This window comes from Rhodococcus sp. KBS0724 (assembly GCF_005938745.2).
Taxonomy (GTDB): domain Bacteria; phylum Actinomycetota; class Actinomycetes; order Mycobacteriales; family Mycobacteriaceae; genus Rhodococcus_F.
In genome coordinates this window covers 6,021,346-6,047,911 of record NZ_VCBX02000001.1, presented here as the reverse complement: position 1 = coordinate 6,047,911, position 26,566 = coordinate 6,021,346, and the positions used below count along the sequence as shown (strand labels likewise).

General features: G+C 59.1%; 23 protein-coding genes. 13 read left to right on the top strand and 10 right to left on the bottom strand.

Features of this window, described 5'->3' with window-relative positions:
• Window positions 1-26: 26 nt before the first annotated feature.
• The 3 genes from FFI94_RS27840 (at window position 27) to FFI94_RS27830 (ending at window position 3,511) form a co-directional block, all read left to right on the top strand.
• Complete coding sequence (locus tag FFI94_RS27840; protein ID WP_138870660.1) at window positions 27-1,208, top strand: acyl-CoA dehydrogenase family protein; 1,182 nt, start codon at window positions 27-29, stop codon at window positions 1,206-1,208.
• 48 nt (window positions 1,209-1,256) lie between these two features.
• Window positions 1,257-2,171: a VOC family protein gene (locus tag FFI94_RS27835; RefSeq protein ID WP_045065228.1), complete on the top strand. Its 915-nt coding sequence runs from the start codon at window positions 1,257-1,259 to the stop codon at window positions 2,169-2,171.
• Between the two features lie 101 nt (window positions 2,172-2,272).
• Window positions 2,273-3,511, top strand: a complete 1,239-nt coding sequence (locus tag FFI94_RS27830; protein WP_138870659.1) for an NADH:flavin oxidoreductase — start codon at window positions 2,273-2,275, stop codon at window positions 3,509-3,511.
• Window positions 3,512-3,625: 114 nt separating this feature from the next.
• Here FFI94_RS27830 and FFI94_RS27825 read toward each other — a convergent pair whose 3' ends face one another.
• From FFI94_RS27825 to FFI94_RS27785, 9 genes are all read right to left on the bottom strand, one after another.
• A complete protein-coding gene (locus FFI94_RS27825; protein ID WP_138870658.1) occupies window positions 3,626-4,276 on the bottom strand; it encodes a Dabb family protein in 651 nt (216 codons plus the stop codon).
• Window positions 4,269-4,616 carry a hypothetical protein gene (locus FFI94_RS27820; protein WP_138870657.1) on the bottom strand — a complete coding sequence of 116 codons (348 nt, stop codon included), beginning with the start codon at window positions 4,614-4,616 and terminating at the stop codon, window positions 4,269-4,271. Before FFI94_RS27820 ends, FFI94_RS27825 begins: the two co-directional genes overlap by 8 nt.
• An 86-nt stretch (window positions 4,617-4,702) precedes the next feature.
• Window positions 4,703-5,776: a hypothetical protein gene (locus FFI94_RS27815; RefSeq protein ID WP_138870656.1), complete on the bottom strand. Its 1,074-nt coding sequence runs from the start codon at window positions 5,774-5,776 to the stop codon at window positions 4,703-4,705.
• Entirely contained in the window at window positions 5,773-6,786 is a 1,014-nt protein-coding gene (locus tag FFI94_RS27810; protein WP_138870655.1) for an ABC transporter ATP-binding protein, read from the bottom strand. The genes FFI94_RS27815 and FFI94_RS27810 overlap by 4 nt, the downstream gene beginning before the upstream one ends.
• Before the next feature lies 1 nt (window position 6,787).
• Window positions 6,788-7,897: an ABC transporter ATP-binding protein gene (locus FFI94_RS27805; protein ID WP_138870654.1), complete on the bottom strand. Its 1,110-nt coding sequence runs from the start codon at window positions 7,895-7,897 to the stop codon at window positions 6,788-6,790.
• Window positions 7,898-7,920: 23 nt separating this feature from the next.
• Complete coding sequence (locus tag FFI94_RS27800) at window positions 7,921-8,694, bottom strand: ABC transporter permease (RefSeq protein WP_260684390.1); 774 nt, start codon at window positions 8,692-8,694, stop codon at window positions 7,921-7,923.
• A gap of 173 nt (window positions 8,695-8,867) precedes the next feature.
• Window positions 8,868-9,818: an ABC transporter permease gene (locus tag FFI94_RS27795; RefSeq protein WP_138870652.1), complete on the bottom strand. Its 951-nt coding sequence runs from the start codon at window positions 9,816-9,818 to the stop codon at window positions 8,868-8,870.
• 25 nt (window positions 9,819-9,843) lie between these two features.
• A complete protein-coding gene (locus tag FFI94_RS27790) occupies window positions 9,844-11,397 on the bottom strand; it encodes an ABC transporter substrate-binding protein (RefSeq protein ID WP_138870651.1) in 1,554 nt (517 codons plus the stop codon).
• A 51-nt stretch (window positions 11,398-11,448) separates the two neighbouring features.
• On the bottom strand, window positions 11,449-11,841 hold the full coding sequence (locus tag FFI94_RS27785) for a VOC family protein (protein WP_138870650.1): 393 nt from the start codon (window positions 11,839-11,841) through the stop codon (window positions 11,449-11,451).
• A gap of 274 nt (window positions 11,842-12,115) precedes the next feature.
• Between FFI94_RS27785 and FFI94_RS27780 the strand changes: the two genes are divergently transcribed.
• The 8 genes from FFI94_RS27780 to FFI94_RS27745 all read left to right on the top strand — a co-directional run bounded on the left by FFI94_RS27780 (window position 12,116) and on the right by FFI94_RS27745 (window position 21,617).
• Window positions 12,116-13,003, top strand: a complete 888-nt coding sequence (locus FFI94_RS27780) for an SDR family NAD(P)-dependent oxidoreductase (protein WP_138870649.1) — start codon at window positions 12,116-12,118, stop codon at window positions 13,001-13,003.
• Between the two features lie 131 nt (window positions 13,004-13,134).
• Window positions 13,135-13,638 carry a hypothetical protein gene (locus FFI94_RS27775; RefSeq protein WP_260684389.1) on the top strand — a complete coding sequence of 168 codons (504 nt, stop codon included), beginning with the start codon at window positions 13,135-13,137 and terminating at the stop codon, window positions 13,636-13,638.
• 16 nt (window positions 13,639-13,654) lie between these two features.
• Window positions 13,655-14,617, top strand: a complete 963-nt coding sequence (locus FFI94_RS27770) for an alpha/beta hydrolase (protein ID WP_138870648.1) — start codon at window positions 13,655-13,657, stop codon at window positions 14,615-14,617.
• The gene (locus tag FFI94_RS27765; protein WP_138870647.1) at window positions 14,610-15,518 is read left to right on the top strand and encodes an SDR family NAD(P)-dependent oxidoreductase; all 909 of its coding nucleotides are present in this window, start codon (window positions 14,610-14,612) and stop codon (window positions 15,516-15,518) included. The genes FFI94_RS27770 and FFI94_RS27765 overlap by 8 nt, the downstream gene beginning before the upstream one ends.
• A gap of 2 nt (window positions 15,519-15,520) precedes the next feature.
• Window positions 15,521-17,530 (top strand): NAD(P)/FAD-dependent oxidoreductase, encoded by a 2,010-nt coding sequence (locus FFI94_RS27760; RefSeq protein WP_138870646.1) that lies wholly within the window; start codon window positions 15,521-15,523, stop codon window positions 17,528-17,530.
• A 165-nt stretch (window positions 17,531-17,695) separates the two neighbouring features.
• On the top strand, window positions 17,696-19,396 hold the full coding sequence (locus FFI94_RS27755; RefSeq protein WP_138870645.1) for a 3-ketosteroid-delta-1-dehydrogenase: 1,701 nt from the start codon (window positions 17,696-17,698) through the stop codon (window positions 19,394-19,396).
• Window positions 19,396-20,223, top strand: coding sequence for an SDR family NAD(P)-dependent oxidoreductase (locus FFI94_RS27750; RefSeq protein WP_138870644.1), 828 nt, complete (start codon window positions 19,396-19,398; stop codon window positions 20,221-20,223). The genes FFI94_RS27755 and FFI94_RS27750 overlap by 1 nt, the downstream gene beginning before the upstream one ends.
• A gap of 110 nt (window positions 20,224-20,333) precedes the next feature.
• Window positions 20,334-21,617 carry an NAD(P)/FAD-dependent oxidoreductase gene (locus tag FFI94_RS27745; protein WP_260684388.1) on the top strand — a complete coding sequence of 428 codons (1,284 nt, stop codon included), beginning with the start codon at window positions 20,334-20,336 and terminating at the stop codon, window positions 21,615-21,617.
• A 102-nt stretch (window positions 21,618-21,719) separates the two neighbouring features.
• On the opposite strand, the gene FFI94_RS27740 is transcribed toward FFI94_RS27745, so the two are convergent.
• Entirely contained in the window at window positions 21,720-22,511 is a 792-nt protein-coding gene (locus tag FFI94_RS27740) for an enoyl-CoA hydratase-related protein (RefSeq protein ID WP_138870643.1), read from the bottom strand.
• Window positions 22,512-22,822: 311 nt separating this feature from the next.
• Here FFI94_RS27740 and FFI94_RS27735 point away from each other — a divergent pair, with 311 nt between their 5' ends.
• Together FFI94_RS27735 and FFI94_RS27730 are read left to right on the top strand one after the other, a co-directional pair.
• Complete coding sequence (locus FFI94_RS27735; RefSeq protein WP_397495513.1) at window positions 22,823-24,247, top strand: ABC transporter substrate-binding protein; 1,425 nt, start codon at window positions 22,823-22,825, stop codon at window positions 24,245-24,247.
• Window positions 24,248-24,308: 61 nt separating this feature from the next.
• Window positions 24,309-26,561 carry an ABC transporter permease gene (locus tag FFI94_RS27730; RefSeq protein WP_138869664.1) on the top strand — a complete coding sequence of 751 codons (2,253 nt, stop codon included), beginning with the start codon at window positions 24,309-24,311 and terminating at the stop codon, window positions 26,559-26,561.
• Window positions 26,562-26,566 lie beyond the last annotated feature (5 nt).

Below are 26,566 nucleotides of genomic sequence, written 5' to 3'. Positions count from 1 at the left end.
TTTCGAAAATTTTCAGGAGAAGCACTGTGAGCCATCAAGTTCTTGACAACATCGTCGCTCTCGCAGACGACCTGCGTGCTCGCGCAGAAGAAGCAGAGTCGCTAGGTCGACTTCCCGACGACATGGCGAAGGGTCTCAAGAACTCTGGGATCATCCGCATGCTTGCACGCAAGGAGTACGACGGGTTCGAAGCACATCCCCGAGACTTTTCCGAAGCGGTGATGAAGACAGCCAGCGTGTACGGTTCGGCGGGCTGGGTGGCCGGCATCGTCGGCGTACATCCGTGGCAGTTGGCTATGGCGGATCCCAAGGTTCAGCAGGAAGTGCTGGGTTCGGACAGTGACACGTGGCAGGCATCGCCGTACATGCCGGGTGGCGTCGCGACCCCGGTTGACGGCGGTTACATCATGTCCGGTCGCTGGCAGTTTTCTTCCGGTACCGACCACTGTGACTGGATCTTCCTCGGAGCGATGATCGGCGACAAGAACGGTGCGCCGCTCATGCCACCGCAGGGGCTGCATGTCATTCTGCCTCGATCCGACTACGAAATAGTCGACGACAGTTGGGATGTCGTTGGCCTGCGCGGTACCGGAAGTAAAGACATCATTGTCACAAACCAATTTATTCCGAGCTATCGAGTAATGGATGCGGGTAAGGTCATCGACGGTACTGCTGCGCAGGAGTACGGCGTCACCGAAACGCTGTACAAGATGCCCTGGTCGACGATGTTCCCGCTGGGGATTACCTCCGCCACTATCGGGATCGCGGAAGGTGTTCTCGCCGCGGGGATTGCATATCAGCGGGAGCGTGTCGGAGCAACGGGCGCAGCGATCAAGGATGATCCATACACCTTGCATGCCCTGGGTGAGGCCGCATCGGAAATCGACGCATCGCGGCAGCAGTTGTTGAGTCAGGTCGACCGCATATTCGACAAGGTTGATGCAGGACAAACGATTTCATTCGAGGAACGAGCACTTGTGCGGCGGAACCAGACTCGCGCGGCCTGGCGTGCCGTGCGTGCTGCCGACGAGATTTTCGACCGATCAGGCGGCAATGCACTTCGGAACGACAATCCGCTGCAACGATTCTGGCGAGATGCGCATGCGGGTCTGCACCACGCTATTCACGTGTCGAGTATTCCGTACCACTCGTCGGCGCTCAGTTCACTCGGGGCAGAGCCGCAGGGAACATTACGCATCATGATCTAGGCGTCGATGTTATTCCTGCGCAGTATCATTCAAAGTCAGTGAGGAAATATGAGCGAGATCAAGGCCCTGGGGTATGTCAGGGTGGACGCAACCGACATCGACAGATGGCGGGAGTTGGCCTTCGACGTATTGGGATTCGCCGAAGGATCCGGCCCCGAAGAGGGAGCGCTACACCTACGGATGGATGAGCGTGGTGCGCGTCTGGTGATCGCACCGGCTGCGATCGACCGGGTGACGGCCGTCGGATGGGAGGTTCGTGATCAGTCGGCGCTTGCGCGACTTCGCGAGCGACTCGAGGGTTTGGGGCACGTAGTCAAGCCGATGTCCCTCGAAGAAGCCGATGCCCGTGGTGTCGAGGAGGCATTCTCGATGGACGATCCGGGCGGAACACCGTTGGAGTTCTTCCACGGGCCGGTGCTCGATCACAGCCCTGTACTGACCGGCTACGGTCAGAAGTTCGTTACGGGTGATCAGGGCTTGGGTCACGTCGTCGTGCCGAGCCCGAATTTCGACGAAACGTATCGCTTTTACACCGAGACACTGGAATTCCTGCCCCGAGGCGCTTTCCGAATGCCGGCTCCGCCGGAGTACGGGCCCATGCGCATCCGGTTCCTCGGAGTGAATCAGCGTCACCACAGTCTTGCTCTGATGCCTGTTCCAGAAGGCAAAGACCCAGGCTTGGTGCATGTGATGGTCGAGGTCGAGGATCTGGACACGGTTGGACGTGCGTTGGACCAGGTGATGAAACGGGACTTCCCTGTTTCGTCGACCCTGGGCCGACACACAAACGACAAGATGATCTCGTTCTACGTCCGGGTTCCGGGTGGCTGGGACATCGAGTTCGGAACCGAGGGAGCCCTGGTCGACGAGAGTTACTACACGTCGGAAGAAATCACTGCGGACAGCTATTGGGGCCACGAGTGGTTGTGGGCCAAGGAGATGGCTGCAAACGCGGCAGAGTGAGCTTACGAGTCCCGTTCGGGTGTTTACGTTCTCGCCCGAACGGGGCTTTTCTTTATCTGAATCTATTTCCGCCGGCAAGTAATTGAACGATGAGAGAAGACATGACTCGATCTGATGGACCCGACATTTTCTCGCCGGCGAAGCTTGGTCCGGTTCGCCTGCGTAATCGCACTATCAAGGCAGCCACTTACGAGAATATGGCTCGCGACGGTCTGGTCACCGACCCGTTGATCGACTTCCACGTCGCACATGCCCGTGGCGGTGTTGCCATGACGACCGTTGCCTACTGCGCCGTGGCACCTGATGGACGCACCGACGGCCATCAGATCGTGTGGCGCGACGAGGCTATGCCAGGTCTCCGCAAGCTGACCGATGCGGTTCACGATGCGGGCGCGGCGATCTCGGCTCAGATAGGACACTCGGGGCCGGTCAATAACGGGAAGTCGACTGGCACTCGGCCCATCGCCCCGAGTCGGCATTTCAACAAGCAGTTCTTTCGCGCTGTCGGCCCAGCTACACGAGAAGACATCACAAGGGTCGTGAAGGCGCACGGAAATGCTGCGCGGATGGCGATCGACGCAGGATTCGACGCTGTCGAGGTGCATCTCGGGCACAATTATCTGGCAAGTTCCTTCCTCAGTCCGAAACTGAACCGTCGGGATGACAAATACGGTGGCTCACTGCAGAATCGAGCCCGACTGGCGCTCGAGATTCTTCACGAGGTCCGTGAGGCAGCACAGGATCGCCTGGGCATCATCACCAAATTGAATATGGATGACGGTGTCCCTGGCGGCTTTTGGATCGACGAGGCATGTCAGGTCGCACAATGGATCGAGGAGTCGGGCACTGTCGACGCTCTGGAGATGACAGCGGGAAGTTCGCTGCTCAATCCTATGTACTTGTTCAAGGGGGATTCCCCGATCGCCGAGTTCGCTGCTGCTGTGCCGGAACCTGTTCGATCAGGAATCAAGCTTGTCGGCAAACATGTCCTTCGCGAGTACCCCTACTACGACGGGTACTTACTCGACGATGCATTGCAGATCCGAGCAGCGGTCGACATGCCGATGATTCTTCTCGGCGGTGTGACGAACAAGCAGACCATGGATCGTGCGATGGCGGAAGGTTTCGAGTTTGTCGCGATGGGACGTGCGCTGCTACGGGAGCCGGACCTGATCAACCGAATCGCGGCGGACTCAGCGGTTCGTTCGCTCTGCAATCACAACAACAAATGCATGACAACTATCTTCACCGGGACACGATGTGTCCTCGTTCCCCAGGATTTGCCGTCGCCGATTCCCGGCGAATCGTCGTCGACTCGCGCAGTGACGCGGGTGCCCTGAGTTACAGATGGTCAGGACGTTGTTCTGACGGTGGGTTGTCCTAGCCACGACCAACGAAGAAGTCCCGTATCAGCGTCACAGACGCTGATACGGGACTTCTTTTCTGCAGTCGTGTCAATCGCCGGCAAGAACCATGTCGTCGATCGAGCAGAAACTGTGGCAGACACGATCGCGGACGATGACGTCGGTGCACTCCGGATCGAACCAACGGTCTACGACACCCCAATGGATCGGATGATCGAGGTACTGTCCGAGCAATGAAGCATGATCGGTGAATTCCTGCTCCCACACATGTGTCCACGGCGTCGGACCGACGGCCGTTGTGACACGGCTCAGCCGCCATGCACCGATAGACGAGACGAGCGCAGGCATCCGCAACAAATCGCTTTCGAAATGCTCGACGCTGCTCGGTTCGGTGCCTGGCGCAACTCGCAGGAGCAACGTTCGGTAAACACCGTTACAAGTGTTGATCGTCGACCGTCCGGCCGATCCTGAGCGGTACTCGACGCCGTGGAACCGTTCGATCGCCGGATGAACGAAGCTGCCGTCGAGTGCGCCGCTCGCTAATTTCCACGATGCTTCGTCCGTGAACTGTAAGTGGACGATCAAATCGCCGCCGTTGATTACTCCTGGCAGAGTTCTCGATACAACCTGGCGGATAGCACCGGCCCCTTCGCCCGCAGCTGTCACGGAGACAACGGCCTCGTCCCAGGCCTCGCTAGATGCACTTTTGTCGGCATGGACAATTCGTGTGACGTTATACATCGGAGAGCCCCTCGATATCGGCTGCCTCAGCGGCCATGGTGCGACTGCGCTCGACTATCAATGCAGAATGCCGTTCCCACCACTGGCTGGACTCCGGATCGGCTCGACCCTGGCGTGTCATGTTCCACCAGCCGGACGTTCCCTCCACGGTCCAGGTAATTGTCACGATGTTGGTTTCATCCTCGACCCATAGCGGGGGGCTCACGAGAACACTTGCCAGGGTCATGCCGCGGCGCTGTGCGGCGGGTACGTACTCGGTTGTGTACGCATCGACGAACTTCTTCCCACACCCTGGTTCCGTGATAATCCGGTCGATCACGTATACCTTCTCGCCTGCCATACTATTTAACCTACTTCTGGTCGAAACCCGTACAGAAATGGTCGTCTCGCGTAGCGGGAGACTTTGCACGGATCCGTGGGTTGTCGCTAGGACTTGCCTGAGCGCGCGCTACGCATGATGTCCAGAGGAGCTTCTGCGGGGTAGTCCGCCGGAGCCATCGCGTATGCGCGCGTGAGTGTCGCGACGAAGTCGGCGTCGTTCAGCGGATCCGATGGGCTTGTGTACGAGACACCACGGGCGTCGAGGTCGTCGATCAGCATGCCGAGCGCCTGTTCGACCGTCAGATCGTCGGTGTGATCAAGGTAGCGTTTCACATCGGCGAGATCATCGAAAACATTTGCGCTGTAATGAAATAGAAAGCGCATATCGTCATCGTGATATCGGGCGATCTCTTCGGGCCCGTTGCGAATGACCCATTCGTCGGTGCCGGCGCCTTCTATGACGGAATCGAGTTGGAGCTTCGGTATGGACCGCTTGTCCCGCGGACCGCTCGCCTCACCCCGATGGAACATCTTCTCGTTGTTGGTGAGAAGTCCGCTGTTCCAGAACGGCGCGGCGAATCGACGGGGGGCGAGGTCCGGGCCATCAGGCCAGTAGGTGAAACCGCCATCGATGTCGGAGTTGTAGTAGTACGAGATAACCTGGCCGGTCTTGATTTCCCAGCGCTCGAACAATCCGGACTTGGCCATGACGCTGATCAGCCACAAAGGAGCGTTGCCCATGTCGACCCCGCGCCAACTGGCGCCGTCGAAGTGACCGGCATCGTAACTGTGTGCCGGTGCGCGCAGGTTGAATAGGTAGCTGCCCGGAACCGCATAAGTGGCACCGTGGATGCCTTTGATCATGTCGAGGAGACGTCGGTTGAAGTAGAGTTCGTGCGCTTTGTTCTCATAGGCCACGCCCCGATCACCGAAGTAGCTGCGGAATGTCGGTGTCAGGAGATCGGACAACTCCAGTTTTACGTCAGGATCGCGATTCTTCGGTCCCGAGACGGCGAGGTACTCCTCAGCGCTTTTGAAATGGTGAGCTGCAATGAGTCGCCACGGTCCGTTGTTACGGACGATGTCGAAGAGAACTGCCGTCTCGTCGGGCGTGTAGATGTTCTCGATGAACTGCGGTGGCACCGCTGGTGTCATGGGATGGCGTGTGCTTGTAGTCATGGCTGCTTCCTATCGTTCGGTTCGGACAGTGGAAAGTGGCATGCGACAAAATGGTTCGGCTCAACTTCGCGGATCACGGGTTCCTCTGCGGAACAGAGCGAATCCGCCCTCGGGCATCGCGTGCGAAATCTGCAACCGCTGGGCGGATCGTGTGGTGACGGCAGTTCGCCGACCAGTGCATCTTCGGTGGGCGTCGCCATGGGGTCGGGTTCGGGAATTGCGGCAAGAAGAGCCTCGGTATACGGATGGCGAGGTGCTGCATACAGCGAGTCCGGGGAAGCGACCTCGCAGATCTTTCCCAGGTACATCACCACCACTCGGTCGCTGACGTTCTTCACCACCGCGAGGTCGTGGGCGATGAACAGAAGTGTCAATCCATACCTTTGCTTCATGTCTTCGAGGAGGTTCAGGATCTGCGCCTGCACCGAGACGTCAAGTGCAGACACCGGTTCGTCACACACAACCAGATCGGGTTCGACAACGATGGCTCGAGCAATCGAGATCCGTTGGCACTGACCACCGGAGAATTCATGTGGCCGACGATCTCCGGCGACCTCCGGATCCAGCCCTACGACCGACAACATGTCGTCTACCGCCGCAGCTCGTTCGGAGCGACTGCCCTTACCCGCTACGTCGAGGCCTTCGGCAACGATATGCCTAACGCGTCGGAGTGGGTTGAGTGAAGAAATTGGGTCCTGAAAGATCATTTGCAGCCTGCGACGCTCGGATCGCAACTCGGAAGCGGACATCGCGGCGAGGTCACGGCCGTCGAATAGCACCTTACCGGACGTCGGTCTGGGAAGTTGCATGATTGCTTTTGCGACTGTGGACTTGCCGCAACCGGATTCGCCCACCAACCCCAGCGTTTCGCCGCGAAGTATGTCGAGACTGATATCGGCTACGGCCGCGAACTTCTCGCCGCCTCCGGTGGAGTATTCGACAACAAGATTGTGCACTCGAAGTACCGGATTCTCGGCCTCTCTCAAATGCGCGGTACCAGTACCGGCCATGTCAGAGCACGTTCCTTTCGTCGATGGGAAGACCTGCTGCAGAACGACCTTCGCGCAGGTTGTAGGCGACAGCCTGATCCCCGGACGGAGTCCCCACAGGAAAGAAACATGCATGCCGGTGACGATCATCGACCCCGTCGGTGGGAGCCAACGCCGGCGTTTCGACCAGGCATCGCGGGCGTGCGTGGAGACATCTGGCGGCAAACGCGCAACCAGGCTCCGGGTCGATTACAGACGGCGGACGTCCGGGAATTGCATGAAGGCGAGTGTGACTAGGGTCTGAGAACCGTGGAATCGACCGGAGCAGGGCCTGTGTGTACGGATGACGCATTTCTCGGAAGAGGACCCTTGTCGGAGCTTGTTCGACGATGCGTCCGGCGTACATCACGGCTATCTCGTCGGTGCGGCCGGCCACGACACCGAGATCGTGCGTGATGAGAATCATCGACATGCCGTTCTCGCCCTGAAGTCGGGCTAACAGGTTGAGAACCTGATGCTGGACCGTCACATCGAGCGCGGTGGTGGGTTCGTCTGCAATGAGCAAGCGAGGGGAGCATGCGAGTGCGAGTGCGATGACCACACGTTGCCTCATACCGCCGGACATGTTGTGCGGGTATTGGTTCAAACGCTTCCGCGGGTCCGGGATACCGACCCAGATGAGGAGTTCCTCTGCCCGGGTCAGAGCCTCGGCCTTGCTCAGATTCATATGACGCCGCAGTGTCTCGGTCAACTGATGCCCGATAGTCAGGACCGGCGTCAACGACGTCATGGGGTCCTGGAAAACCATGGCAACGCGTGACCCCCACAGATCGCGAGCCTGCGCCTTGGACAGAGATGCGGTGTCCCGGCCCTCGATCTCGATTCGCGATCGAGGTTGAATGACAGCGCTCGGTGCGAGGATATTCATCACAGCTCGCGACAGCACCGATTTCCCGGATCCCGACTCGCCCACCACGCCGAGGGTGCGGCCCGCTTGCACGTCGAGAGTGACGCCATCCACGGCTCGGACCATGCCGCGTGGCGTATCGAACCACACCCGTAGATCGGACACCTCGAGAACCGACGGTGTCGACTCGTCGACTATGTCAACTGCGTCAAGTGTTGTTGTCATGGCATTCTGCCTGCCTTCAGGAGTCACAGCGAAGACTCCCGACCCACACGGCCGCGAGCCCAGTCGCCGATGCGGTTGAGAGAAAATACCGTCAGAAAGAAAAAGACACCCGGCACGAGAACCAGAAATGGTGTTTCGTACAGACTTTCGCGACCGGCAGCGATCATGCCACCCCAACTCGGGGTCGGTGGGGGAATGCCGAGGCCCAGGAAGCTCAAGGAACCCTCGGCTACGACAAGCCCAGCGGCGACGATGGTGGCAAACGAGACCACGGGCAGTAGTACGTTCGGCAGAATTTCCCGAGTGATGATCCGCAGGTCGGTGCAACCCATCGACCTTGCTGCAGTGACGAACTCCCGTGAGGCGAAAGCGATAGTGTTGGCTCGCGCGATTCGGGCGAAGGTAGGAGCGCCAACTGCACCGAGTCCCAGTGCCAAGGTAGTAGCGCTGGGTTCCTGCACCGCAACCAGGGCGATCAGCAAGATGAGCGGCGGAAAGGCAAGCACCGCATCGGTGCTGATGCCCAATATCGTATCGACTGCACCGCGGAAGTACCCGGAGAGAAGACCCACGACGGTGCCGACCGTGAGCGCCAACAGTGTTGCGCCGATTGCCACGGCAAGCGAGACCCTCGCTCCGTAGAGCGCCCTACTGAGTTGATCTCGGCCGAGTTGATCGGTGCCGAGAATGTGGCTCAGGTCTTGAAAGGGAGGTAGCGAGTAGACATTGCTGATCTGGTCATATGCCGGAAGCGGCAGTATGTCCGCAAAAACCGCGGCAAGAACGATGATTACCATCCATGCTGCACCGAGCCCGGCACCGACGTCTCGCCGCCGGCGGCGTCGACGTTTAACCTCTTCTGATACAGCGGGGAGCGTGAGTGAGTCACCTTCCAGGCCAGTCGGTCCTTCGAAGGAGACCTGCGGCAAGGCATCGACAGTCGTGGAGTCGCCTGATGATCGAGCATCGCTCATGTTGTTCTCACTCTCGGATCTAGCAATGGATAGGTGAGGTCCACCAGTGCGTTGAGGAGTACATATCCCACGGCGACGACCAGAACGATGCCCTGGATCATGAACAGGTCTCGGCCGGTGATCGATGTCAGCACAAGGGAACCCAGTCCAGGAAGCGAGAAGATTGACTCCACGATCACGGTTCCGCCGATCAGACGTCCGAGTGCTACTCCCATGACCGTCAGGAGAGAAAAGGCGGATGGGCGCAATGCGTGGGCCAATAGAATCCGCGGAGCGGAAAGCCCACGTGCTCTGGCCGACAGTACAAAATCCTGCTGAAGTGTTGCGATCATATCGTTGCGTAGCAACCGGATGAAGCCGACTGCTTCCAAAGCGGCAAGGGTTATCACGGGAAGTGCCAGGCTGCGCAGGTGGGGAACCAATCCCTCGGACAGCGGAGTCCATCCGGTGACAGGAAGCGCACCCAGGGTGACTGCAAAAACAAACACCAACAGCACACCGAGGAGAAAGCTCGGAATCGACAGTGTCACAGCGCAGATCAGTGTTGTTACCCGGTCGACGAGACCGCCGGGCCGGTAAGCCGAGTACACGCCCACAGGAACGGCAATGAGCAGAGCGAGCAGGATCGACACAAAAGCAAGTTCCAGAGTGACGGGTAGACGCTCGACTATCGCGTCGGCCACCGGTACCTGCGATTGAATCGATCGCCCGAGATCGCCCTGTAAGGCATTACCGAGCCATTCGAAGTATCGCTGCAACATCGGTCCGTCGAGGCCGAATCGCTCGTTCGCCGCGGCCCGCATCTCCTCTGTGGCCCCGTCCGGAAGCAAGGCATCGATCGGATCTCCCGGAATCAACTCCAAGAGGAGAAATGTCGCCAAGCTCACCAGCAGCAGCACGGCTGCCAGCTTGGCCAGATACCGACTTACGTTCCGGCTCTTCACCATCGGATTCACCTTCCGCCGAGCGTTGTTACTGCTGGATCCAGGCAAGCTCGGGGCGGAACCAGTACTGGTATGCGACCTCGACACCATTGACGTCCTGTGCGGTCAGCATTCGAGTGACGGCATGTAGCCAGAATCGGTATGCCGAAGTGTCTACGAGTTCACGTATCGCTGTCTTATAGGCCTCTTCGACCTCGGCTGGATCGTTCGACGAGTGAGTGATGTCAAGTGCCTGATCGACCACCGCGTTCGAGTAGCCGCTGTTGTTGCTTGATCCGTTGGTATGGAAAACCTTGTACAGTCGCTCGGGATTGGCTCCGCCGAGACTACTGACGATGAGATCGTAGTTGCCGCCGATCATCGCAGAGGCAAACGCTCCGCCGTCGAGGGCTGCGATTTCGAGCTTCAGCCCGTCTACTTCCTGGAGTTGGGCCTGCAGCAGTTCGGAAACCTGCGCCAACACGGGGCTGCCCGCCACAGTGACGTACTTCAGAACGATGTCCTGGCCACCATTGCGTGCTCGGTAGCCGTCGATGAGCTTTTGGGCTCCCTCGACGTCGCGTTCGGGCCAGGTGGCCTCGGGATCGTAGAGCGGGCTGTTCTCCGGCGAGAACGCCGTTGCCACAGGTTCGCCCGAATAGACGGCAGCAACAATCTGTTCGTTGTCGATGAGCTTGCCCACTGCATCACGAACATCTTGGTCGGCCAAGGCGCCGCGGTTGGCAATGCGAACACCACCACCCCCCATCAGATTTGCCGCCGTGACCTTCAGCCCAGCGGCTTCAGCCCGATCGGCATACTTCTGAAGTGTCACAGCCATGATGTCGAGTTCGCCGGCTTGCAAGGCATTGAACCGTTGATCGTCCGCGGCAATTGTCTTCATCACGACTCGGTCGACGTAGGGGCGCGGCTGGTCCCAGTAGTTCGGATTACGATCGAGAACCATCTCGCTACCACGTGACCACGAGGTCAGTGTGAACGGTCCCGCGCCTACCGGGGAGTTGCCGAAATCGGGGCCCTTCGCCGCGATAGCCGTGGGAGATCCGATGAACGCGAGGTCCTCTGTGAAAGACAGCGGCAGTTGGTGATTGACCTTGTCGGCGGTGATCTTGACAGTCTGTGGATCGATCACCTCCCACGAGATCGACTTTGCAGTCACAGCGCTCGACGAAAGGAGGGCGGGATCGAGGATACGCTGCCAGTTGAACGCGACGGCGTCTGCGTCGAACGGTGTTCCGTCGGTGAAGGTCATGTTCGGGCGCAGTTCGAGCATCCAGGTCTGACCGTCCTCGGTGGTGAGTGACTCGGCCATTCCAGGTTCGAATTCGCCCGACTCGATGTCGTAATACATCAGGGCGCCGAACACAGCCTGGCAGGGCGCGAGACCGATACCGATAGCGCACGTAGCCGGATCCACCGACTGAGGTTCGGTGTTGTACGAGTAGTTGATGGTTCCACCGCGCTGCGGTTCACCGGCGGGTTCGCTAACTGACGCCGTCCCCGCTCCGGAGCACGAAGTCAGGAGCAGTGCCGATGCGATGGCTGATGCTGCAATTGCTGAGGTTGTTCGACGTCTCGACATCTCTACCTTCATGATTGTCTTAATCGGTTGACTGAGAAGTAATTTCGACCTCTAGAAGTTCTGGACGATCTCGAGTAGGTGTCCCTCAGGGTCGTTCACGAAAGCAACGATGGCTCGCATTTCGGTGAATTCCTTGGGTGGTTCGGTTACCGAACCACCGGCCAGTTCCGCCAGTCGTAGCGTTTCCTCGATATCCGGAACGTTGAAACCCAGCACAGCTTCACCGGCGGTGGGAGTTGCGCGCTCGAGGTATCGCCAGAGAATCAAGCTGGAGTCGTCGTCACGGCCGCTCGTCAGGATGATCTCCTCGATGGCGTCCATGCCCTCGCCGAGGTCGAGTCGGGCCTTGACCGTCAATCCGAGTGTTGCCACGTAGAAGTCTGCCAGTGACGTCACGTCATGTGCGAAAATTTTCGTGAAGGCGAAACGTGTACCGATACCCATGAATACCTCGCTGTAGGAGATGATTTGAGAGAGTTGATCCGCGTGCTCGCGGCAGGGGCAGACCTCGGAGTGAGGCTGATCACTCTCGTATTAGTCCATCGGCGGCCAGCGCGGTCAACGTGGTCTCCCGCCACGCGGGAGTGGGTCAACATCGTTTCCCGCTATGCGGGAGAGCGGCAACCAATTCGACTTCACACGCATCATTCTGTGTGGTGCGCCGGACTTGTTCATACTGACCGCACGCAACCTCGAAACCTATGAGCCGGAGAATTACATGACATACACATTGACGGGCAAGACCGCGTTGGTCACCGGAAGTAGTCGCGGCATCGGACGTGCAATTGCTCGCCGCCTCGCGGCCGAGGGTGCGACCGTGGTGGTTACGGCACGGTCGGCCGGACCGACATCGGCGGTTCGAGGCGGAGAGAACGTGGTGGTCGAAGGCTCGCTTGCCGAGACCGTTGCGATGATCGAGGCGAATGGTGGTATTGCGCTGGCTATTCCGGCCGATCTTGAAGACGCCGATGCGCGCAATACCCTGATCGAACGCGTTGTCGAGGCCACCGGTGGAATCGACATCCTGGTCAACAATGCGGGGTTTGCGGACTATTCGACCGTCGAGAAGATGTCGCTCGAGACGTTCGACCGAACTATTGAGCATTACATTCGTGCGCCATTCGTGCTGGCGCACGCTGCAATCCCGCATATGCGTTCCCGCGGCGCGGGATGGATCGTCAATATCGGTTCGTCGACCGGGCTGAGCCCGATCAGGCCGTTCCGCGAGTACAACAAGACATCGGGTGACGTGATCTATGCGGCAACCAAAGCTGCCCTGCATCGATTGACTCAGGGCCTCGCAGCGGAACTGGTCGACGACAACATCGCCGTCAATGCGGTTGGGCCGTCGACAGCTATCTCGACGCCGGGCGCCGATGCACTACTTCCTACAGGTTACGAGACGGAACCCGTTGAATACCTGGTGGAGACAGTCCTCGCGATGTGTACTGTTCCTGCCGAGGAACGTACCGGGCTCGTAGCGTTCAGTTTGCATTTTCCGTGGCATAACGAGCTCGATGTCAAGACATTGGACGGGCACGGATCTATGCCACGTCGTGAACCGCCGGCATGGGCGAACCCCAATATCTCCCCGTCCGGCATGTAAATTCGGGCGGCACATCGCAGGTGTCGCCTGAATGGAACAGATACTTTCGGACGAGAGCGCCATCACACTAACGTCTCTACGTATACGGAGTTCAGTCACGGAACGTTAGTCGTCAGAGTGAGGAGTTCGAAGTGTCGTCCGATAGGGATAACGCAGGGACCATAATCGGTGAGCTGGTCCAGTTGGTGGGTAGTTGGTGGTTCCACTACGACGAGTGGAACCGGGATGCCCTACGCGGCGTGATTGTCGACGACTTTGCATTCAGTTGCAGAAGTGATACCGGCGCAACGGAATACGAAGACTTCATTCGCTGTGACGTGCGCGGCGCCGATGAGGTGATGGCGTGGCAGGAGACTCATCGGCATGCGAGTCCGTATCCGTTGCGTCACAACAGCAATAACATATTCGTGACGGCGAGGACGGGCAGTACCGTCGCATTCTCGTCGTATATCTTCGTGACCAAAATTGTCGACGGCCGACCGTACGCTGTTTCGAGCGGGCTGGCGCATTGGACGGCACAGGTTGCCGGCGACGCCGTGCTACTTGCGAGTCTCGAAGTTGTTCTCGATACCCGAGAGTCGGTTGTGTACTCGGAGTTGTCGACCCATCACGACGCGCGTAGCTCCGCGGTTTGAGGTTGAGGTTCCCACTATGCCGTTGTCGCCCGCCGCGCAGAACCTCGTAGACGCTGCCGCCGCACGATTTCCCCAGTCGATGAGTGGAACCCCGCTCGCCGAGTTACGTTCGGTGCTCGGGCGGATTGCGGTGCCGCCGACAACACCAATCTATCAGTCCCGTGATGTCATCGTTTCGACGTCACGCGCAGACATACCCGTTCGGATCTACCGCCCCTCCGCGGAGCGGAGGCTTCCCGTCGTGCAATGGATGCACAGTGGCGGCTTCACGATGGGTGGGCTGAATCAGAACGAGGAGTATCTCCGCAAACTGAGTATTGCAGCAAATGTTGTCGTTGTGTCCGTTGACTATCGGCTGGCGCCGGAGAATCCGTACCCGGCCGCGCTCGACGATTGCCGAGATGTGTGGTGCTGGATCAAGGCGTCACCGATCGAGCTCGGTGAGACCACCGGGGTGAGAACGGCATTGGCTGGTGAAAGTGCTGGTGGAACATTGGTGTTCACGCTGGGGCAGCAACTACGCGATCTTGGACTGCCGATGCCAGACGCCCAGGTGAGTTTCTACGGTGGTGCAGAAATGAGAATCTCGAACCCGGAGCATTCGACCAATATGCTGACACTCGCAGACTGCCAGTGGTTCTGGGACCAGTATGTGAGTACAGAGGATGAACGGAGTTCCCCTTACGTGAATCCTGCTCTGGCGCGCGATGTCGGTGGACTGCCGTCCGCACTCATCGTGACCGCCGAGATAGACCCTACCCGCGACGCCACAGAAGAGTACGCCCGACGCATGATGCGAGCAGGGGTGAGAGTCGAGTTGGTGCGATACGACGGAATGATGCACGGTTTCGCGACCCTGACCGGGACGCTCGAGCCGGCGAGAGAACTGTTCGGTCGAACAATCGACTTTCTGCAGTCCAGTCTTCATCCCACCGATCTCGGTTTGGATGTATTGATCAGAGGGAGAAAAGATGTCTGAAGCTCGAAGTCGGTTCGGTTCCGGCACAGCAGTTGTCACAGGCGGAGCTGCGGGCATCGGCGAAGGATTCGTCTTACATCTCGCAAAGCTGGGTATGACGGTCGTTATTGCAGACATCGACACCGACAAGGCTGCCTGGGTTGCTGAAGGAATCAACGCGGCCGGGGGATCCGCAGTGAGCTACGGGATCGACGTCACCGACGCGGCCGCCGTCGAGGGGATGGCGGACAGCATCTTCTCGCGGTTCGGAAGCGTGGAATTGCTCATCAACAATGCCGGTGTCGAAACGGCTGGACTTCTCTGGGAAGTCGATATCGATCGGTGGAAGCGCGTCATGGACATCAATGTCGACGGTGTCTTCTACTGTCTCCGTTCCTTTGTGCCACGCATGTTGGCGGTCGGCACACCCGCATGCATCGCCAATCTGTCGTCTGTAGGGGGATTGAACAGCGTAGCCGTGCAAGGTCCCTATGTCGTGAGTAAGTTCGCGGTGCTGGCGATGACTGAGAGTCTGTACCAAGATATTTCGTTGACAGGTGCACCGATTCAGGTCTCTGCTGTAGTACCGCATTCGATTCGAAGTGAGATCTTTCGAGCCGCGCAACGCGAAGCGCCGTCGAGCAACCCCATCGCGAATTCCGTGTTCGACGCAATGCAACGTGACAACGAAACAACCGGACTCGATCCGGTCGAGGCAGCGGAACACATGACCGAAGCAATCGCCCGCGGAGATTTCTGGGTCTTCTCGAACGACGAAGCTTGCCGACGATCGGCCACTCAACGTGCTGATCAACTCAGAGACCTGACCCCTCCTGTAGATCCTCGTATCATGCTGGAGCGCATGGGGGTTTCTGTTCCAGCGCGAACCTCTTTGCACTCTACTGATCCTTCTAAGGGCTGAAAATGACAGCGACCGATTTTGTCGACGGGACAGGAACACAACTCGACGGTGACGATGCTGCCCAACTCGCGGCAGCGATTGCCGTATGTAACCCAGCTGCGCTGCTGATGTCTATGGTGCACGTGAGTGGTGACCTCGGCCTACTCGACGAGTTCGCAGCCGAACTCGAATCTGCCAGAAAAGATCTGGCCAATGCCCAGAACACGACCGGAGTTCACTATTCGTCGGGCAGTGGGACTCCGGCACTGCCGCTTGGCGCTTTCCCTGACAGTGTTTCGGAGAAGGTCCGAGTACGTGCCGCTCAGCTGTTGCGGGCGGAATCAACTGCAGTGCTAGGTGTTCCGGACGAGGTTCTGTTTCGGCGAATGGCCTCGCTCTGTACCGCGTCGGACGTCGACGCGGAGTTCATTCCGTTGTTGTTCGAACAGGCCGGTTTCCGTATCGGTCAACGTTGTGTACCGGTAACAAAATCCCCGCCGGAGGATTTCGACGTCATAGTCGTCGGCGCCGGCATTATCGGGATCAACGCAGCAGTCAAACTGGGCGATGCAGGATTTCGATACCGTGTCTTCGAAGCCCGCGACGAGATCGGCGGAACATGGTCGCGGAACACCTATCCCGGCGCTGCAGTGGACACCCCGAGCCACTACTACTCCTATTCGTTCGAGCTCAACCCCGACTGGTCGAAGTACTACCCGTCCGGCCCTGAATACTTGGCTTATCTGGAACGTGTCGTAGAGAAATACGATCTGAACCGCCACATCGAACTGTCGACGAAGGTTGTGTCGGCCGATTGGATCGAGCGGGAGCAGAAGTGGCACGTGCGGACACAATCCGCTGATGGTGCGATTACAGACCATCGAGCACAAGCGTTGGTGACGGCACTCGGTGTCCTCAACGCGCCGAACATTCCGGACGTGCCGGGTTTGGATTCGTTCGAAGGAACTGTGGTCCACACGGCGGAGTGGAGTGATGATATCGACGTCGAAGGGCGTCGTGTAGTCGTTCTGGGAACCGGATGCACATCCGTTCAACTAGTGACGAACATCGTGGACAAGGTTGGCGCACTCGACGTGGTTGTCCGCACCCCACACTGGATTGTTCCGGAAAAGACTGTGGTCAACGATGTTCCGCAGGCTGAACGTTGGGCGATGAGGCACTTGCCCTACTACCAGGAGTGGTTCCGACTCAGGGCCTACTGGCTTGCGTCCGACAATCTGTACCCGGTACCGAGGATAGACCCGGAATGGGCGAAGTCGCACTTGTCGGTCTCTCCCGTAAACGATCTCGTTATGCAGACCTCACTGCGATATCTGAACGAGTCCTTTCCCGATCGTCCGGACCTGATAGAAAAGCTAACCCCCGATTTTCGGCCCTATGCAAAACGCATAGTCAAGGATCCGGGATTCTTTCAGGCGCTCAGGCGCGAGAATGTGAACCTTCATCGTGCCGGCTTCGCCGAGGTGCACCCGGATGGAGTGACAACGACGGACGGAGAGTTTATCGCTGCAGACGTCATCATTCTCGCAACGGGTTTCAAGCTCGAGTACGCTTCGCTGATCGACATCACCGGGCGGGAAGGTCAACGGCTGGCCGAGCTGTGGGAGTTCGGTGACGACCCGCGTGCCTATCTGGGTATTCAAGTGCCGGGGTTCCCGAACCTCTTTGTCACAGCCGGACCGAATGCTGCGCCTAATCATGGTGCGGGCCACAACATCACCAGCGAGGAGCACGTCCACTACGTGGTGGAGTGCTTGCAGTACCTCGTCGAAAACGACTACGCGTCGATGGACGTCGAGAACCAGGCAATGGTGGAGTACAACCAGAAGGTAGACGCCGCGCTCGACAAAACTGTGTGGGCGCATCCTGGCAAGGACGTCACGGGTTACTACCGAAACAGCAAGGGGCGTGCGATCGTTCCTTGTCCATGGCGGCTCGTCGACTACTGGACGATGCTGCGTGAGCCCGATGTGGAGAATTTCACCTTCACGTCGCGGTCGGCCACGAAATAGGCCGAATAGGCCGTTAGTAAAAGCAACTGGGAAGTGAGATCCAGAAGTCTCACCGATTCATTCAGCCGGACCATCCAACTCTCTTGTCTGATCCGGCGCCAATCCAACCGTGTGCGTGCTGATGTCTGTATTTTGCCGACGGCGGCCGAAGATCGAAGGAGCACTATGTCCACAAATTCGCCTCTAGTCGTGACGACAGCGCACGACATCACTGTGGATCTACTCGTGGTGGGATCGGGTACCGGTATGGCAGCTGCACTCGCAGCGCACGAGCTGGGGCTCTCGACTCTTGTCATCGAGAAGACCGAGTATGTCGGCGGCTCGACGGCACGATCCGGGGGTGCATTCTGGTTGCCGGCCAACAAAATTCTGGAGAAGTCCGGAGCTGGTGATTCGCGTGCCAGGGCCGGCCGGTACGTCCGTTCTGTTGTCGGCGATTCGGCGCCGGCAGAACGCGGTGACAGTTTCCTCGACCATGCTTCGGACACGATGGATATGTTGCTCCGGACAACTCCGATGAAGTTCTTCTGGGCGGAGGGCTACTCCGATTACCATCCGGAGGAGCCGGGTGGATCGGCAGCGGGCCGCACGTGTGAATGCTTGCCGTTCGACGCATCGGTTCTCGGTTCCGAGCGCAGGCGCCTGCGACCCGGACTGATGGAGGCGTCGATGCCGATGCCCGTCACCGGTGCGGACTACAAGTGGATGAACCTGATGGCAAAGATGCCGGCCAAGGCATTACCACGCATTTTCCGTAGGCTTGCTGTTGGGCTGGGTGGTCTGGCCCTCGGGCGCGAATACATCGCTGGGGGACAGGCTTTGGCGGCCGGACTGTTCGCAGGCATCCTCGATGCAGGAATTCCGGTATGGACCGAGACGGCGCTCGTGCGACTGGTGGACACTGACGGCCGTGTGACTGGCGCTGTAGTCGAGCAGAACGGGCGTGAAGTGATGGTTACCGCCCGACGTGGTGTGATCCTTGCTGCCGGTGGATTCGATCACGACATGGATATGCGTCGAAAGTTCCAGTCGGAGAGTCTAGTCGATCATGCGAGCCTGGGTTCCGACCAGAATACGGGCGATGCGATCCGGATTGCACAGGATCTCGGCGCGGGTATCGACCTGATGGACCAGGCCTGGTGGTTCCCGGCAGTGGCGCCGTTGCCTGGTGCTCAACCTGCAGTCATGTTGGCCGAGCGCTCCTTGCCTGGTTCGTTTATCGTCGATCAGACCGGGCGACGATTCACGAACGAGTCCGAGGACTACATGTCGTTCGGTCAGCGAGTGCTAGGTCGTGAGCGTGCCGGAGATCCGGTCGAGTCGATGTGGATCGTGTTCGATCAGCGCTACCGCAACAGTTACCTCTTCGCAGCCGGTCTTTTCCCGCGCCAACCCCTGCCGGAGTCGTGGTACAGCGCCGGAATCGCTTACAAGGCTTCCAGTCCGGAAGAGCTAGGTCGCTCGATCGGTATTCCCGTCGATAGCTTTGTCGAGACCTTCGAGAGCTTCAACGAGTCTGCCCGGACCGGTATGGATCCCGACTTCCAGCGTGGAAACAGCGCATACGACCGCTATTACGGCGATCCGACGATTTCGCCGAACCCCAACTTGCGCCCCCTCGCCGATGGCCCGCTGTACGCCATAAAGATGGTTCTCAGTGACCTGGGTACCTGTGGCGGGATTCGGGCCGATGCCAAGGGCCGGGTACGCCGGGAGGACGGAAGCGAGATCGAGGGCCTGTACGCGATCGGAAACGCCGCAGCCAATGCCTTCGGAGACACGTATCCGGGCGCAGGCGCAACTATCGGGCAAGGATTGGTGTTCGGTTACATCGCAGCACGGGATGCCGCAGGGGGTCAGAACTGATGAGAGATCTTCAGGGCCGTGTAGCGGTAGTGACCGGAGGCGCAAATGGCATCGGGCTCGGCTTGGCTCGTCGATTCTTGCAGGAAGGAATGAAAGTAGTCGTCGCAGACAACGATTTTGGTGATCTCGACCGTGCTGAGAAAGATCTGTCGACGCTCGGCGAGGTCCTTGCAGTGCGGACCGATGTCGCTGATGCTGTCTCCGTCGAGGCACTTGCTCGGGCCTCGGTCGATCGATTCGGCGCCGTCCACGTTCTGTGCAACAACGCCGGTGTCGGAGGTATGCAACGATTTTCGACCACGAGCGCAGAAACGTGGGAGTGGACCATCGGAGTGACTATGTGGGGTGCGATTCACGGATGCAGGATCTTCCTGCCGATTTTGGCGGAACAGGACAGTGCCTACATCATCAATACCGCTTCTATGGCGGGCTTCCTGACCGGTCCGTATCAAGCCCCGTACAAGGTTGCCAAGGCGGCTGTGGTGGCTCTGTCGGAGAGTCTGTCCAACGAATTTGCCACCGAGCATCCGAATGTCCGGGTAGCGGCACTGTGTCCGGCATATACGTCAACAGCTATTCGGCATGATGAGCGCAACGCACCCGCTGGTCACGTTCCGAGGGCACTGGCCGATCCGGAACTCGAAAACTTGCGGGAATCCGTGAATGCGGCGATCGAGCAGGACGGTATCTCGACCGAAGAAGTTGCCGACCTGGTCGTCCGGGCAATGGCTGAGGAGAAGACGCATATCTTCCCTCATCCCGAGTGGCTCGACAACTGGCAGGATCGGGTCGACAAGGTTCGGGAACAGGTGTCCGGTACGAATTGACGTGGCGGGTCCGAGGCTGCAATTTAGTTGACAGAAAACATCTATCTAGTAGCGTTTGGGATCAGTCCGAGCATCAATCGGCAGACGCCCGACGGACAAGACGGAGGATCGTGAACAGCTCCCATCCTGGCACTCTCATTGTCGGAGCATCGCAGGCCGGCGTACAACTGGCGAGCAGTCTGCGGGCTGAAGGCTATGCTCATCCGATTCGCATCGTCGGCGCGGAGCTTCAGGATCCTTATCATCGACCGCCACTGTCCAAAGCGTTTCTGGCAGGTGAGGTATCTGTTGCCGACTTGATGTTGCGAAATCGGGAGTTCTATTCCGAGAACACTATTGATCTGGTCCTCGGTGAACGAGTAGTCGAGATCGATATGAATGGGGACGGTTCTGGAAGCGTCGGTACTCGCCTGGGAGCACGTTACGAATTCGAACAGTTGGTACTGTCCACCGGAGCCCGGCCTCGCCGGCTTGCCATTCCCGGCGCTGATTCCGGGGCTCGGGGTGTGTTGTATCTGCGCGACGTCGAGCACGCGCTGCATGTGCGTGAGCAGTTGGCGCGCGCACAGCACGTTGTTGTCATCGGAGGCGGATTTGTCGGACTAGAAGCTGCTGCGACTGCACAAGCGATGGGTAAAGATGTCACCGTCGTCGAGGTGGGGAGGCAACTGATGGGTAGGGCGCTCGGCCCGCACACGTCAGCCTTCTTGCTCGACGCACATCGAGCTGCCGGTATTTCCGTTCTTCTCGAGACCGTCCCCACCGAGATTTTGGTGTCGACATCGAACGACGTGATCGGCGTGATGCTCGGGAGTGGGCAGAGGCTCCCGGCGGATCTTGTCCTTATCGGGGTAGGCGTACTTCCGCGGGATGAACTCGGTACCGCAATCGGGCTCGATTGTGACAACGGCATTCTCGTGGACGAGCATTGCCTGGCATCCGACGGATCGACAATCGCAATAGGCGATTGCGCAAATCAACCCAATCCGATGACGCGACAGGGCCTGAGTGATCGTATTCGGCTCGAATCGGTTGACAACGCTGTTGAGCAGGCAACTGTTGCAGCAAGAACCATTGCGGGGAAGCCGTCGTCGTTGCGAGGTATTCCGTGGTTCTGGTCCGATCAAGGGAAGTACAAACTTCAGATCGCGGGTTTGATCGAAGGTTACGACCAGACCGTGACTCGCACGGATCCGGCTCGTCCACATCGGCTTACGTCGCTGTACTTCCGTGAGCGCACGTTGATTGCCGCCGAATGTGTGAATTCCCCGGCAGACTTTCTTACCCTGAAGTCTGCATTGGGTTCTCGTATGGAACTGTCCCCGGATGATCTGTCCGACATCGACGTACCGATCAAGAAGTTGGTGGCATCTGCCGGCAGTAGAGTGGGATAGACAGCACTGCAGGTGATTACACCCTTGTGCTTGTGCGCTAATCGCCAGTGTCAAGACGGACGACGCGACCTCCGTGCCGTCCGTCTGCTTTTTATGTAAAGCTCAGTTGACCGGAGTCGGCTTTGCGGGCTTGTTCTTCCACCCGGCATCGCCCTTGCGTCCCATCGACCACATTTGTACGCCTCGTTCGATCTCGAGCGCTGAGGCCCAGGAGACCGCGGGGGGACCGAGTTCCAATCGGATGCTGTTCTTGATTGCCCTGGCCAGTTCCGGATCGGCGGCCGCATGCCGAACAAGTTGTGCGGCTTCACTATCCATGTCGTCGGTATCGACACACGCGTATGCAAGTCCGCGGCGTACGGCATCGGTGCCCGAGAGCGCGATGCCCAGTCCTGCCATGGCAATGGTTTCGGACGTGCTGAGGGTGCGTCCCAGTAGCGACAGATGACCGCCGCCGGGATGGATGTGCCGGGCAAGAAAGCCGCTGTCCAACACGGCATCTTCGGTAACCAGCATGATGTCCGTGGCCATTGCCAGGTTCAGGCCGGCGCCAACTGCGCCGCCCACAACCATCGACACGGTTGGCACAGGCAGCGATCCCACTCGTACAAAGCTTTCATAGACCGCCGAGGTCCGTCGGACGGCTTCTGCAGATGCGGGATCTGCGGATGATGCTGCCAAATCTCGTGTGTCGGCGCCACTGCAGAAGTACGGGCCTTCAGCGCCTACCAGGACGGCGCCAATCGAGCTGTCTTTCTCGACTCGATCGCAGAACTCGACGATGGATGCAGCCATCTCCAAGGTGATGGCGTTCTTTCTGGAGGGGTTGTCGAGCGTGATCCTCGCGACCGAGCCTTCAACTGCGAAACGTACGGGTTCATGCGATGGGTGCATAGGAGTTCCTCCGGCATTGGTTTCTGTGCGCTGACCAGCAGCAACAGATGATCATGATTGGATCCATTACAGGATACATATTCGCGCGCCGGGGTTCGAGCCCGCGCGGCCTCCTGGCGGGGCGCAGTCCCCAGTGGCGTCTGTGTCACACCAGTCCACTAGATGTGATGTGGCGCACTTAGGTCTCCCGATAGTCGGGAGACTAGGGAATTTGCGCAGTGTGACGCGTTTACGCTCGCCGAACTGCATACCGAAGCTGACTCGTTGTCCGGATATCGCCGGGTCGAGTCGCCAATGAGGAGAGCGATATCGTGAAACCCAACAAGACGATGAAGTTGGTTGTGGCACTTGCTGTGACCGCCGTCCTGGCGTCTGCCTGTTCGTCGGATCGCGGCGATGACCCGTCTGCCACCTCGAGTGGCGGATCAGCTGCAACAGTCGACGCTGCGTCGAGCAATTCCGATGCCAAGTTCGGAACCCTGGATTCGCCCTGCGGCGACGGTGAGGCGAAGGGCGCAACGGATCAGGGTGTCAGTGACACCGAGATCAAGATCGGGTTCGGCGACGACCGCGGCTACGCGCAAGCTCCGGGGCTGAACAAGGAGATGAGCGACGCGGTCAACGCCCTCATCTCCTGGTGCAACGATCAGGGCGGCATCAACGGCCGCAAGGTTGTCGGTACCGACTACGACGCAGCGCTCATGCAGGCGAACTCGGTTATGCAGGAAGCGTGTGGCAGTCAGTTCATGATGGTCGGCCACGGCTTCGCGATGGACCAGACCGCAGAGCAGACCCGTGTGGCCTGCAATCTGGTTGCGGTTCCCGGTTTCACGGTGTCTCCGGTCGCTGCCAACGGGCCGATGACCTATCAGGGTGTGCCGTTCCCCGTCGATTATGCCAATGCGTCGGCATGGTTCCAGATGGCCGAGATGCACCCCGATACGCTGAACGACTTCGACATCGTGAACAGCACAATTCCGTCGATCATCACGGCCTCCACCAAGGTGCGCTCGATGGCGGAGGCTGCGGGCTTCAAGCTCAAGGACTGTGGCGTCACGCTGAACTACGAGGGGGAAGCGAGCTACGTGCCGTTTGCCGAGAAGTTCAAAGCCTGTGGTGTCAAGGGATTGTGGACGTCGCGTTCGCCGGTTCCGGCGGAGTTCAACTTCATCAAGTCGCTCGATCAGGTCGGGATCGATCCTATCTTCGCGGGTGAGGCCACCTGGTATGACTCAGGAGTTGCCACCTGGAACAAGGACACCGGGCTCCTCGACAACCTCAGCGCGGGTTCGATCTTCCCGTTGATCGAGAACGCGGACAAGGTTCCGGCGGTACAGAAGTATGTCGATCTCGTTTCGGCAGAGAACGGAAAGGTTGCGCTGCTCGGTATGCAGTCTGCTTCGTCGTTCCTGCTCTGGGCCACTGCGGCGGATAAGTGTGGATCTGATCTGACGCGTCAGTGCATGGTTAACGAACTGTCGTCGATCCACGATTGGACCGGCGGTGGGTTGCATGCCGCTACCGATCCGGGCAAGAACATGCCGGCTTCGTGCGGGTTGATGGTGGGATTGACTGGCGGAACGTATGCGCAGTCATTCCCGGACACCGCTGCCGAGTTCAAGTGCGACCCGAAGTATCTGATCGCAACCGACAAGAGCACGTGGGGCACCGATTTGGGGGCTGATCGTGTGGCGACCCTCTATCAGAACGCGAATGTGATCAAGCCGCAGTCCTGATTCACCTGAGGAAAGGTGGCGCGCAGCGTGCCGCCTTTCCTCCCCTAACGAGGGTTCAGTTATGAACACTTTTGTCACCTTCACGATTCTGGGTTTGGTCCTGGGGTCGGTGTACGCGATCGCAGCTTCCGGGTTGGTGCTCACGTACAACACGTCCGGCATTTTCAATTTCGCGCACGGCGCTCAGGCGATGCTGGGCGCGTTCATCTACTGGCAGTTGCGGTACGGCTGGGAACTCCCGACCGTCGTTGCGCTGTTGATTTCTTTGGTTGTGGTCGGCCCCTTGATGGGGTTGGGCTTGTATCTGCTTGTGATGAAGGGCCTGCGCGATACCGCGGAGGTCACCAAAATTGTTGTCACGGTGTCGATTCTGCTGGGTATGCTGTCGATTTCGCATTGGTTCTGGCATCCGGAGACGGCGCGCACCATGCAGATGTTCTTCGGCGATCAGTCCAAGATCACGGTGTTCGGCGCCAATATCCGCTATCACGAGTTGATCTGCATCTTCGTTGCCATCGCTATCGCCGTGGGATTGCGAATCCTGTTCACCAAAACTCGCGCTGGTGTTGCGATGCGCGGTGTGGTCGACGATCCGGATTTGTTGCGCCTCAACGGTCACAACCCGGAACGTCTCGCCGCGTTGTCGTGGGCGATGGGTTCGACGTTGGCGGTGTTGGCCGGCATTTTGATCACCCCGATCAGCGGCGGCACCCTCGAGGCGAACATGTTGACGCTGTTGGTGATCGACGCGTTTGCCGCCGCGATGTTCGGCCGGTTGCGCAGCATTCCCCGCACGTTCGTCGGCGCTGTCGTTCTCGGTTTGGCGGGTACGTACGTGTTGGCGTACTTCCCGACGAGTTGGTCGTGGACGTCGAATTTCCGTGTCTCCCTGCCGATGATCGCGCTGTTCGTGGTGTTGATCGTGCTGCCGCAGGATCGTCTGCGCGGCGCCGTCACCCGTACCCGCGAGCGGTATCACGTGCCGACGGTCCGCAAGGCCGTCATCTGGGGTATCGCGCTCATTGTCATCGTGTACCTGCTGCGTCTGCTGATGGTCACCTCGGCGATCACGACGCTGACGATCGGTATGACGTTCGCGATCATCGCGCTCTCGCTGACCTTGTTGACCGGGTATGCCGGTGAATTGAACTTGGCGCCGGTCTCTTTCGGAGCCATCGCCACCATCGTCGCGTTCCACTTCGGTATTTCCGGCAGTGGGTTGGCGGCGCACCTGAACCTGTGGGGCATCATCGTCGGTGTTCTCGTCACCGCCGTCATCGGCGGAATCGTCGCGCTGCCGGCGTTGCGTCTGCGCGGGTTGTATCTGGCGCTCGCAACGATGGCGTTCGGAGTGTTCCTCTCGAACATGGTGTTGCGTGATACCACCGAACACGAGATGTTCGGCATCCGGTATTCGCTGTTCAAGGACGGCAATATCGCGATCCCGCCGCTCAAGGTCGGTCCGCTCGATCTGAGCAACGACACGGTGTTCCTGATGACCGTGACCGCACTGTTCTCGGTTCTCGGTGTCGGGGTGATCGCGTTGCGCAACAGCGGTTACGGCCGTCGTCTCGCGGCGATGAAGGACAGCCCCGCCGGATCGGCGATGCTCGGCCAGTCCCTGGTTCGCCTCAAGCTCAGCGTGTTCATGATCTCCTCCGGCATCGCCGGATTGGGTGGCATCTTGATGTCGAGCGCGATGGGTTCGGTCTCGGGTGAGAGTTTCGCGATCATGGTCTCGCTGTCGCTGCTGATGCTCACCGTCGTCGCCGGAATCGGCTACGTCAGTGGCGCGTTGTTCGGTGGTTTGATGGCGGGTATCGGTTTTGCCGTCATCATGGTCTCGTTCACCAATCTCGCCTCCGCGCAGCCCGAACTCGAAGGCATGTGGCTGCTCTTCGGCAACATCGCCGCCGTGAGCCCGGCGTTGATCGGTATCGGTGTCGGCGCGAACCCCAGTGGCACCATCCACCAGATCGTCGAAGGCTACCGGCGTTTGACGAACGCGAAGCCGGTCCTCTACGGCGGCGCTGCCGTGATCGCGGTGACGTATCTGCTCGCCCTGACCGGGGTACTCGGGAACTGGTGGTTTGCGTCCATCACCATCGCGGTGGTGTTCATGCTGCCGGTGATCGGCGAAATGGTGATGCCGGCAGCGGTTCTCACTGCGGAAGAGTTGGCAGCGAAGAAGACGCTGGTGCCGGAAGAGGTCGGGATCGACGTCCCGTACAGCGACGAGGTCCGCGACGAGATCGACCGCGAACTCGGCATCGATCTGAGCAAGTCCGAAAAGGAGTTGGCCGCCCATGTCTGAGTCGC